The 10,125-nt window shown below is 67.6% G+C and carries 10 protein-coding genes and 1 riboswitch; all 10 genes read left to right on the top strand.

Annotation, left to right across the window (positions count from 1 at the left end):
- Positions 1 to 250: 250 nt before the first annotated feature.
- The 10 genes from CQ393_RS02240 (at position 251) to CQ393_RS02195 (ending at position 9,991) form a co-directional block, all read left to right on the top strand.
- Positions 251 to 2,023: a ribonucleoside triphosphate reductase gene (locus CQ393_RS02240; RefSeq protein ID WP_153189996.1), complete on the top strand. Its 1,773-nt coding sequence runs from the start codon at positions 251 to 253 to the stop codon at positions 2,021 to 2,023.
- On the top strand, positions 2,020 to 2,211 hold the full coding sequence (gene nrdD, locus CQ393_RS18335) for an anaerobic ribonucleoside-triphosphate reductase (RefSeq protein WP_153189995.1): 192 nt from the start codon (positions 2,020 to 2,022) through the stop codon (positions 2,209 to 2,211). The genes CQ393_RS02240 and nrdD overlap by 4 nt, the downstream gene beginning before the upstream one ends.
- Before the next feature lie 14 nt (positions 2,212 to 2,225).
- A complete protein-coding gene (locus tag CQ393_RS02230; protein ID WP_153189994.1) occupies positions 2,226 to 2,873 on the top strand; it encodes an anaerobic ribonucleoside-triphosphate reductase activating protein in 648 nt (215 codons plus the stop codon).
- Between the two features lie 184 nt (positions 2,874 to 3,057).
- A riboswitch (cobalamin riboswitch) is annotated at positions 3,058 to 3,324 on the top strand.
- 135 nt (positions 3,325 to 3,459) lie between these two features.
- Positions 3,460 to 4,974 (top strand): CoA-acylating methylmalonate-semialdehyde dehydrogenase, encoded by a 1,515-nt coding sequence (locus tag CQ393_RS02225; RefSeq protein ID WP_153190088.1) that lies wholly within the window; start codon positions 3,460 to 3,462, stop codon positions 4,972 to 4,974.
- An 11-nt stretch (positions 4,975 to 4,985) separates the two neighbouring features.
- Positions 4,986 to 6,158: an acyl-CoA dehydrogenase family protein gene (locus CQ393_RS02220; RefSeq protein ID WP_153189993.1), complete on the top strand. Its 1,173-nt coding sequence runs from the start codon at positions 4,986 to 4,988 to the stop codon at positions 6,156 to 6,158.
- The gene (locus CQ393_RS02215; RefSeq protein ID WP_153189992.1) at positions 6,155 to 6,967 is read left to right on the top strand and encodes an enoyl-CoA hydratase; all 813 of its coding nucleotides are present in this window, start codon (positions 6,155 to 6,157) and stop codon (positions 6,965 to 6,967) included. Before CQ393_RS02220 ends, CQ393_RS02215 begins: the two co-directional genes overlap by 4 nt.
- Positions 6,964 to 8,136 (top strand): enoyl-CoA hydratase/isomerase family protein, encoded by a 1,173-nt coding sequence (locus CQ393_RS02210; protein ID WP_153189991.1) that lies wholly within the window; start codon positions 6,964 to 6,966, stop codon positions 8,134 to 8,136. Before CQ393_RS02215 ends, CQ393_RS02210 begins: the two co-directional genes overlap by 4 nt.
- A 13-nt stretch (positions 8,137 to 8,149) precedes the next feature.
- Positions 8,150 to 9,040 carry a 3-hydroxyisobutyrate dehydrogenase gene (gene mmsB / locus CQ393_RS02205; RefSeq protein ID WP_153189990.1) on the top strand — a complete coding sequence of 297 codons (891 nt, stop codon included), beginning with the start codon at positions 8,150 to 8,152 and terminating at the stop codon, positions 9,038 to 9,040.
- A complete protein-coding gene (locus CQ393_RS02200; protein ID WP_153189989.1) occupies positions 9,037 to 9,696 on the top strand; it encodes an epoxyqueuosine reductase QueH in 660 nt (219 codons plus the stop codon). The genes mmsB and CQ393_RS02200 overlap by 4 nt, the downstream gene beginning before the upstream one ends.
- A 40-nt stretch (positions 9,697 to 9,736) precedes the next feature.
- On the top strand, positions 9,737 to 9,991 hold the full coding sequence (locus CQ393_RS02195) for a hypothetical protein (RefSeq protein WP_153189988.1): 255 nt from the start codon (positions 9,737 to 9,739) through the stop codon (positions 9,989 to 9,991).
- Positions 9,992 to 10,125: the final 134 nt, after the last annotated feature.

Below are 10,125 nucleotides of genomic sequence, written 5' to 3'. Positions count from 1 at the left end.
CCTTCGGCTTCGTGACGCGATGCTGCTCATTGTGGTAACGAAGCATCTTGATTCCGCGTCCGTTCCACTCTGGGTCCGATAACAAGTCTGAAAGGCCGACATTGGCGCAGAGGTCATCACGCTGGACGGAAGTGACCTCTAACGCCCCAAGAGACAACCAGATCAACCGCCGCTCTCTTGATCCAGATCAAACAACATGTAGTAGTCATGCAGGATCATTTCCACAACATATTGTTGATGGAGATGATCCATGGAATCCGGATGCGTGGCGACAACCGCTCCCTTGATCGACCCGATACGGTCGATGGAGGAATACCTGACCCGCTCCGACTGGCGGGTCAACGCCAATGCCAACCAGGGCTTCTCGCTGGGCGGGCTGATCCTGAACGTGTCCGGCAAGGTCACCGCCAACTACTGGCTCTCGCACTTGTACCCGGCCGAGATCGGCCGCGCCCACCGCGAGGCCGACCTGCACATCCACGACCTGGACATGTTGTCCGGCTACTGCGCCGGCTGGTCGCTACGCACGCTGCTGTATGAAGGGCTCAACGGCGTGCCCAACAAGGTCGAGGCCGGCCCGCCGAAGCACCTGTCCTCGGCGGTGGGGCAGATCGTCAACTTCCTCGGCACCCTGCAGAACGAATGGGCTGGGGCGCAGGCGTTTTCCTCGTTCGACACTTACATGGCGCCGTTTGTGCGCAAGGACGCGATGGCCTACGAGGACGTGTGCCAGTGCATCCAGGAACTGATCTTCAACCTCAACGTGCCCTCGCGCTGGGGCACACAGACCCCGTTCACCAACCTCACCTTCGACTGGGTGTGCCCACAGGACCTGAAGCACCAGACGCCCTTCATCGGCGGCGAGGAAATGCCGTTCACCTACGGCGAGCTGCAACCCGAGATGGACATGATCAACCGCGCCTACATCGAGGTGATGAGCGCGGGCGATGCGCGTGGCCGGGTGTTCACCTTCCCGATCCCCACCTACAACATCACCGCCGATTTCCCATGGGAATCGGAGAACGCGCAGCGGCTGTTCGAGATGACCGCCAAGTACGGCCTGCCGTACTTCCAGAACTTCATCAACTCCGAGCTGGACCCGGGGATGATCCGCTCGATGTGCTGCCGCCTGCAGCTGGACCTGCGCGAACTGCTCAAGCGCGGCAACGGCCTGTTCGGCAGCGCCGAGCAGACCGGCAGCCTGGGCGTGGTGACGGTCAACTGCGCGCGGCTGGGCTACCTGCATCGCGGCGACGAGGCCGCCCTGTTCGCGCGGCTGGACGAATTGCTGGAACTAGGCCGGCGCAGCCTGGAGATCAAGCGCGAGGTGGTGCAGAAGCTGATCGACGACGGCCTGTATCCGTACACCAAGCGCTACCTCGGCAGCCTGCGCAACCACTTCTCGACGCTGGGCGTGAACGGCATCAACGAGATGATCCGCAACTTCACCGGCGATGCCCACGACATCACCAGCCAATGGGGCCATGCCTTCGCCCTGCGCCTGCTCGACCACGTGCGCGCGCGGATGGTGGAGTTCCAGGAGCAGACCGGCCATCTCTACAACCTTGAAGCCACGCCGGCCGAAGGCACCACCTACCGCTTCGCCAAGGAAGACCGCCGGCGCTGGCCGGACATCCTGCAGGCCGGCAGCGCGGACAAGCCGTACTACACCAACTCCTCGCAGCTGCCGGTGGGCTTCACCGATGATCCGTTCGAGGCGCTGGAGCGGCAGGAGGCGCTGCAATCGCGCTACACCGGCGGCACCGTGCTGCACCTCTACATGGGCGAACGTCTGTCCAGCGGCGAGGCCTGCCGCGAACTGGTGCGGCGCGCGTTGACCCGCTTCCACCTGCCCTACATCACGATCACGCCCACCTTCTCGATCTGCCCGGTGCACGGCTACCTGGCAGGCGAACACGAATTCTGCCCGCGCTGCGACGAGCGGCTGCTGGCCGAACAACGGGCGGCCAGCGTGCCGCCGACCACCGTCGATACCCCGACCTCCAAGGAGACATACGCATGAACAATCCAACCTCTTCCGCCGCCGCGTCGCTGCGCGCCGAGGACCGCCAGCGCTGCGAAGTCTGGACCCGGGTGATGGGCTATCACCGCCCGGTGTCCAGCTTCAACATCGGCAAGCAGGGCGAGCACGCCGAGCGGCGCTTCTTCACCGAGCGCGCCGACGCCATCGCGGTGGCCGAAGCCGCATGATCCGCGTGGCCGGAATGACACCGCTGACCAGCATCGACTTTCCCGGTCGGCTGGCAGCGGTGTTGTTCCTGCAAGGCTGCCCATGGCGCTGCGGCTACTGCCACAACCCGGAGCTGCTGCCGGCACGCGGCGAAGGCGGCCTCGATTGGGATGCGGTGCAGGCCTTCCTGCAGCGTCGTCACGGCCTGCTCGACGGCGTGGTGTTCTCCGGCGGCGAACCGACCTCGCAGGCGACATTGCCCAATGCCATGGCGCGGGTGAAGGCGATGGGTTTCCAGATCGGCCTGCACACCGGCGGCATGTATCCGGCACGGCTGCAACGGCTGCTGCCGCTGCTGGACTGGGTGGGACTGGACATCAAGGGACCGGCGGAATACCACGACGCCATCACCGGCCGGCGCGGCAGCGCAGCACCGGTCGAACTGTCACTGGGGCACCTGCTGGAAAGCGGCGTTGCCTTCGAGTGCCGCACCACCTGGCACTCGGGCCTGTTCCCGGTGCAGGCGCTGTACCGCCTGGCCGAGCAGCTGGCCGCGCGCGGCGTCCGGCGTTGGGCGTTGCAGGAATGCCGCGAGCCGGGGCGCGGGCGACATGAAGGCGAGTCTGCAGATCTGATCCGCCTTGGCAGCTACTTCCCCTGCTTCACCTTCCGAGGCCGATGAAGCCGTCCAGTACTCGTGCCGTCGCAACTGGGCCAAGGCGGATCGTCAGGCAGATCCACTTGGACGTGCACGCGCCCCAAGGCCGGAATCACAACATGCCGTGACGATCATCGGTCCTTCATCGCCTCCGGCGCGGTACCCCACATTGCACATTGCAACTTGCTTTCACTTGATACCAACCCCTAGACTCGGGCGCATCACAGGTGTCCTGCCGCCGTCACGGTGCGCAGGGTGAAACGGGAAGCCGGTGCGAGGGCTTTGCGGTCATCCATGACCGCAGAGGCAAGAAGCAGCCATCCGTGGCCGCACTCCTCAATGCCGGCGCTGCCCCCGCAACGGTAGGCGAGAAAGCCCGACGGACGACCACTGCGCGCAGCGCGGGAAGGTGTCGGATTGATGCGTGACGCATCGCTCGCAAGCCCGGAGACCGGCCTGTGCGGGATGTCTGGAAAGACATCCCTCTCGGGCGTTGCGGTGGGCGACTCGGCGAGCTGATGGAGCCGCCGTGCGCGCCCGTCATCTTGTCCTGTCCTCCACCCCGCCTTCCTTCGCGGGTGTGCGATTCGGAGACAGGAAAATGAATGAGATGCATCGTGTTGCGGCCAGCGCCGCGACGGTCAAGCTGCTGATCGACGGCGAGTTCGTCGAGTCCGGCAGCGCGCAGTGGCGCGACGTGGTCAACCCGGCGACGCAGGATGTGCTGGCGCGGGTGCCGTTCGCCACCGCCGGCGAGGTCGATGCCGCCGTCGCCGCGGCGAAGGAGGCCTTCAAGAGCTGGCGCAGGACGCCCATCGGCACCCGCGCGCGCATCTTCCTGAAGTACCAGCAGCTGATCCGCGAGCACATGGGCGAGCTGGCCGCCATCCTCACCGCAGAGCAGGGCAAGACCCTGCCCGACGCCGAGGGCGACGTGTTCCGCGGCCTGGAAGTGGTCGAGCACGCCGCCGCCATCGGCAACGTGCAACTGGGCGAACTGGCGAACAACGTCGCCACCGGCGTGGACACCTACACCCTGCTGCAGCCGCTGGGCGTGTGCGCCGGCATCACCCCGTTCAACTTCCCGGCGATGATCCCGCTGTGGATGTTCCCGATGGCGATCGCCACCGGCAACACCTTCGTGCTCAAGCCGTCGGAGCAGGACCCGATGGTGACGATGCGGCTGGTGGAACTGGCGTTGGAAGCCGGCCTGCCGAAGGGCGTGCTCAATGTCGTCCACGGCGGCGAGGACGTGGTCAATGCGATCTGCGACCACCCGGACATCAAGGCGGTATCGTTCGTCGGTTCGACCAAGGTCGGCACCCACGTCTACAACCGCGCCTCGCTGGCCGGCAAGCGCGTGCAGTGCATGATGGGCGCGAAGAACCACGCGGTCATCCTTCCCGACGCCAACAAGGAGCAGACCCTCAACGCGATGGCCGGCGCGGCGTTCGGCGCGGCCGGGCAGCGCTGCATGGCGGCTTCGACGGTGGTGCTGGTGGGCGAGGCGCGCGGCTGGATTCCCGAGCTCGTCGCCAAAGCGAAGACGCTTAAGGTCAATGCCGGCACCGAGCCCGGCACCGACGTCGGCCCGGTGATTTCCTGCGCCGCGCGCGAGCGCATCGAGGCCTTGATCGCCTCCGGCATCGAACAGGGAGCGACGCTCGAACTCGACGGCCGCAGGCCGGACGTGGCCGGCTTCGAGCGCGGCAACTTCGTCGGCCCCACCATCTTCTCCGGCGTGAAGCCGGGCATGCGCATCTACGACGAGGAAATCTTCGGCCCGGTGCTGGTGATCCTCGAGGCGGACACGCTGGACGACGCCATCGCGCTGGTCAATGCCAACCCCAACGGCAACGGCACCGCCGTGTTCACCCAGAGCGGTGCGGCGGCGCGCAGGTTCCAGGAGGAGATCGACGTCGGCCAGGTCGGCATCAACCTGCCGATCCCGGTGCCGCTGCCGATGTTCTCCTTCACCGGCTCGCGCGCGTCCAAGCTGGGCGACCTCGGCCCCTACGGCAAGCAGGTCGTCACCTTCTACACCCAGACCAAGACGGTGACGGCGCGCTGGTTCGACGACGAGACCGCCGGCCACGGCGTCAACACCACGATCAACCTGAAGTGATGGCCGCCGTCATGAACCTGCACGCCGCACGGCCGCCCGGGCTGGGCGAAGAGCAGCTCGCGTTCCGCGAGGCCGCGCGCGATTTTGCGCTGGTCGAGCTGGCCCCGCACGCGGCACGCTGGGATGCCGAGGGCATCTTCCCGCGCGAGGCCATCGCCAAGGCCGGCGAGCTGGGCTTCTGCGGGCTTTACACGGACGAAGCCGCTGGCGGCAGCGGGCTGACTCGGCTGGACGCGGCCATCGTGTTCGAGGAACTGGCGGCGGTCGATCCGTCCACCGCCGCCTACATCAGCATCCACAACATGGCGACGTGGATGCTGACCGCGCATGCCCGCCCCGCCCTGCGCGGCACCTGGGGCGCGGCGCTGGCGAGCGGCGAGAAGCTGGCCTCGTACTGCCTGACCGAGCCCGGCGCAGGCTCCGACGCGGCCTCGCTGAAGACCCGTGCCGTGCACGACGGCGACGACTACGTGCTGGATGGCAGCAAGGCCTTCATCTCCGGTGCCGGCGCGACCGACATGCTGGTGGTGATGACCCGCACCGGCGGCGACGGCGCGCGCGGCATCAGCGCCTTCGCGGTGCCCGCCGATTCCCCCGGCATCATCTACGGGCGCAAGGAAGAAAAACTCGGCTGGAACAGCCAGCCCACACGCGGCATCACGTTCGAGAACGTGCGCGTGCCGGCGGCCAACCTCCTGGGCGAGGAAGGCGAAGGCTTCAGGATCGCCATGAAGGGGCTGGACGGCGGCCGCCTGAACATCGCCGCCTGCTCGCTGGGTGCGGCGCAGGGCGCACTGGACGCCGCGCGCCGCTACCTGGGCGAGCGCCGCCAGTTCGGCAAGCGGCTCGCCGAGTTCCAGGCGCTGCAGTTCAAGCTGGCCGACATGGCGACGCAGCTGGTCGCCGCACGGCAGATGGTGCATACAGCGGCAAGCAAGCTCGATGCGCATACCCGCGATGCCACCGTCTGGTGCGCCATGGCCAAGCGCTTCGCCACCGATGCCGGCTTTGCGATCTGCAACGACGCCCTGCAACTGCATGGCGGCTACGGCTACATCCGCGAATACCCGATCGAACGCCTGCTGCGCGACTGCCGCGTGCACCAGATACTGGAAGGCACCAACGAAATCATGCGCGTGATCGTCGCGCGCCACCTGCTGAACACCGAAGAGGAATTGCGATGAGCGCCCACGTCATCAAGCACTACCGCAGCCGCGAATGGGCGGGATTGAAACTGGAGATCGACGGCCATACCGCCGTCGTCACCCTGTCCAACCCGCCGGCCAATACCTGGACGGTGCACAGCCTGGCGGCGCTGCGCGACCTGATCAAGGCGCTGGACGAGGACCGCGACATCTACGCGCTGGTCGTCACCGGCGAAGGCGAAAAGTTCTTCTCCGCCGGGGCGGACCTCAAGCAGTTCGCCGATGGCGACAAGGCACTGGCACGCGAAGCGGCGCGCCGCTTCGGCGAGGCGTTCGAGGCGCTGGCCGCGTTCGGCGGCGTGTCGATCGCCGCGATCAACGGCTACGCGATGGGCGGCGGGCTGGAATGTGCGCTGGCCTGCGACCTGCGCATCGCCGAGGAACAGGCGCAGATGGCGCTGCCCGAAGCAACGGTCGGCCTGCTGCCCTGCGCCGGCGGCACCCAGAACCTGCCGCGCCTGGTCGGCGAGGGCTGGGCCAAGCGGATGATCCTGCTGGGCGAGCGCATCGACGCCGCTACCGCACTGCGGGTCGGGCTGGTGGAGGACGTGACTCCCAAGGGCGAGGCGAAGGCACGTGCGCTGGCCTGGGCAAAGCACGCCGAGAAGCAGAGCCCCAGCAGCGTGGCCGCGTGCAAGCGCCTCGTGCAGGCCACCCGCACGCAACACCACGCCACCGCGCTGGTATCCGAGCGCGAGGCCTTCGTCGACCTGTTCGATCGCGCCGACCAGGCCGAAGGCGTCAATGCCTTCCTCGACAAGCGCGCCCCGCAATGGAAGAACGCATGAACGCCGCCGCCGAGGCAGCGGCTTCCGAACCGTGCGTGCTGTTCGAGGAGCGCGCCGCCGGCAACGGCATGCGCCTCGCCATCGCCATCCTGAATTCGCCGAAGACGCTCAACGGCCTGTCGCTGGAGATGGCGCGGCTGCTCGACGCGCAGCTGGTGCAATGGGCCGGCGACGACGGCATCGCGCTGGTCGTCCTGCAAGGCGCGGGTGAAAAGGCCTTCTGCGCCGGCGGCGACCTGCACGGCCTGTACCGCGGCATGCGCGAGTACCAGCAGCGCGATCGCTGGGAAGGCGACGCCTTTGCCGACCCGTGCGGCAACCCGCACGCCGAAGCCTTCTTCGCGACCGAATACCGCCTCGACCACCGCATCCATACCTATCCCAAGCCGGTGCTGTGCTGGGGCCATGGCATCGTGATGGGCGGCGGCATCGGCCTGATGTCTGGGGCCAGCCATCGCGTGGTTAGCGAGCGCTCGAAGCTGGCCTTCCCGGAAATCACCGTCGGCCTGTTCCCGGACGTGGGCGGCAGCTGGCTGCTGCATCGCGTGCCGCAGCGCGCCGGCCTGTTCCTGGCCTTGACCGGCGCGCCGCTGGATGTGGGCGACGCCATCCACGCCGGCATGGCCGACGTGTTCGTGCCGGAGACGCGGCGCAGCGAGGTGTTCGACGCGCTGACCGCCGAAGCGTGGTCGCCCGCCGGCGCGCACGCACAGCTCGACGCCCTGCTTGCCCGCTTCGCGCAGCCGACCGCACCTGGACCGTTGCAGCGCAATGCGCAGACCATCGCCGCCGCCTGCGCGCACGACACGCTGGACGCCATCGCCGCCGCCATCGTCGCACTCGATGCCGGCGACGACCCGTGGCTGCGCAACGCGCAGGCCACGCTGGCCGCCGGATCGCCCGGCTCGGCGCGGCTGGGTTACGAGCTGCAGCAGCGCGCCGCCACGCTGTCGCTGGCCGAGGTGTTCCGCCTCGAATACATCGTCGCCCTGCACTGCGCCGCGCACGGCGATTTCGCCGAGGGCATCCGCGCCCTGCTGATCGACAAGGACCGCAACCCACGCTGGCAGCCGGCGACGCTGGCCGCCGCCACGGCGGGCTGGGCGCAGGCGTTCTTCGCCGCGCCGTGGCCGGCCGACGCCCATCCACTGGCCGACCTCGGCCGCTGACGGAGAACCCCTTATGTCCCGCATCGCCTTCATTGGTCTCGGCAACATGGGCGGACCGATGGCCGCCAACCTGCTCAAGGCCGGCCACGTGCTGCGCGTGTTCGACCTCGCGCCTGCCGCGGTAGCCGCCGCCGTCGCTGCCGGCGCCAGCGCGGCGTCCAGCGCCATCGAGGCGGTGGCCGACGCCGAGGTCGTGATCTCGATGCTGCCGGCCAGCCGCCACGTCGAAGGGCTGTACCTCGGCGACGCCGGCCTGCTGGCGAAAATTCCCGCCGGCGCGCTGGTCATTGACTGCAGCACCATTGCCCCGGCTTCCGCGCGCAAGGTCGCCGAGGCCGCCGCCGCGCGCGGCCTGGCCATGATCGACGCGCCGGTCTCCGGCGGCACCGCCGGCGCAGCGGCCGGCACCCTGACCTTCATCGTCGGCGGCAGCGCCGAGACGCTCGAGCGCGCGCATCCCGTGCTGTCGGCGATGGGCAAGAACATCTTCCACATGGGCGACGCCGGCGCGGGACAGGTCGCCAAGCTGTGCAACAACATGGCGCTGGGCGTGATCATGGCGGTCACCGGCGAGGCCATCGCGCTGGGCGTGGCGCACGGACTGGATGCCAGGGCGCTGTCGCGGATGATGGCGGTCAGCACCAGCCGCAGCTGGGCCACCGAGGTCTGCAACCCGTGGCCCGGCGTGCTGGAGAACGCGCCGGCTTCGCGCGGCTACGGCGGCGGCTTCGGCAACGACCTGATGCTCAAGGACCTTGGGCTGGCCGCCGAGGCGGCGATGGGCGTGGGCGCATCGATCCCGCTGGGCGAGCTGGCGCGCAACCTCTACGCGATGAACAGCCGGCAGGGCAACGGCGGGCTGGACTTCTCCAGCGTGGTCAAGCTGGTGGCGAAGGACGCATGAACGCCACCCGCGAAAAATTGGTGCTTCCCGACAGCGGCGACAAGCTGCTGCTGCATTCCTGCTGCGCGCCGTGCTCGGGCGAGCTGATGGAAGCGTTCGTGGAATCGGGCATCGACTACACGATCTTCTTCTACAACCCCAACATCCACCCGCTCAAGGAGTACGAGCTGCGCAAGCAGGAGAACATCCGCTTCGCGCAGAAGCATGGCGTGCCGTTCGTCGACGCCGACTACGACACCGACAACTGGTTCGCCCGCGCCAAGGGCATGGAGAACGAGCCCGAGCGCGGCATCCGCTGCACCATGTGCTTCGACATGCGCTTCGAGCGCAGCGCGCTCTACGCGCACGAGCATGGCTTCCGGGTGATGACCAGTTCGCTGGGCATCTCGCGCTGGAAGAACATGGCGCAGATCAACGACTGCGGGCATCGCGCGGCCGCGCCTTACCAGGACCTGGTCTACTGGGACTACAACTGGCGCAAGGGCGGCGGCAGTTCGCGCATGATCGAGATCAGCAAACGCGAGAACTTCTACCAGCAGGAGTACTGCGGCTGCGTCTATTCGTTGCGCGACAGCAACCGCCACCGCCGCGACCAGGGCCGCGACAAGATCCGACTCGGGGTCAAGTTCTACGGCACCGAGGACACGGAAGGATGATCCTGCGCGGCGCCCCACTACCGTTGCCGGTACGGAGCTGATGGCAAAGCCCACCTATCTGGTCACGGTGGTGTACCGGGGCAAAGAAGCGCTGTTCCGCGACTTTCTGAAACAGGAACAGCATCAGCGCCAATCCAGCGTTGCAGCCGCCCTGCCTGCCGAGGAGCTCGCGTTCATCGAGCCCATCCGCGCGAGCAACCGACGCGAAGCCCTAGTTCTGGCCAGGGCACTCCACCCTGGGCACGATATCGCGCCTCGAATCGTCAAGCGGGCGGCACGGCCTGGCCGTGGATGAATCAGGCATCGGGCAACCGCTGGTTGCCCATGCCCTTCTTTTTATTCCCGCTCATACGGACATACCGGCCATTGCTTTGGGGAACACCGTGGACGGTGGAGGTGCCCTTCACTCGGCACATCATGTTTGTCCAA

This window comes from Stenotrophomonas sp. MYb238, from assembly GCF_009496535.1.
Classification (GTDB): Bacteria; Pseudomonadota; Gammaproteobacteria; order Xanthomonadales; family Xanthomonadaceae; genus Stenotrophomonas.
This window is presented reverse-complemented; position numbering and strand designations above follow the sequence as displayed.

Coding starts and splice junctions, on each gene's coding strand:
- CQ393_RS02240 (WP_153189996.1), top strand. CDS start 251: ATGGAATCCGGATGCGTGGCGACAACCGCTCCCTTGATCGACCCGATA.
- nrdD (WP_153189995.1), top strand. CDS start 2,020: ATGAACAATCCAACCTCTTCCGCCGCCGCGTCGCTGCGCGCCGAGGAC.
- CQ393_RS02230 (WP_153189994.1), top strand. CDS start 2,226: ATGACACCGCTGACCAGCATCGACTTTCCCGGTCGGCTGGCAGCGGTG.
- CQ393_RS02225 (WP_153190088.1), top strand. CDS start 3,460: ATGCATCGTGTTGCGGCCAGCGCCGCGACGGTCAAGCTGCTGATCGAC.
- CQ393_RS02220 (WP_153189993.1), top strand. CDS start 4,986: ATGAACCTGCACGCCGCACGGCCGCCCGGGCTGGGCGAAGAGCAGCTC.
- CQ393_RS02215 (WP_153189992.1), top strand. CDS start 6,155: ATGAGCGCCCACGTCATCAAGCACTACCGCAGCCGCGAATGGGCGGGA.
- CQ393_RS02210 (WP_153189991.1), top strand. CDS start 6,964: ATGAACGCCGCCGCCGAGGCAGCGGCTTCCGAACCGTGCGTGCTGTTC.
- mmsB (WP_153189990.1), top strand. CDS start 8,150: ATGTCCCGCATCGCCTTCATTGGTCTCGGCAACATGGGCGGACCGATG.
- CQ393_RS02200 (WP_153189989.1), top strand. CDS start 9,037: ATGAACGCCACCCGCGAAAAATTGGTGCTTCCCGACAGCGGCGACAAG.
- CQ393_RS02195 (WP_153189988.1), top strand. CDS start 9,737: ATGGCAAAGCCCACCTATCTGGTCACGGTGGTGTACCGGGGCAAAGAA.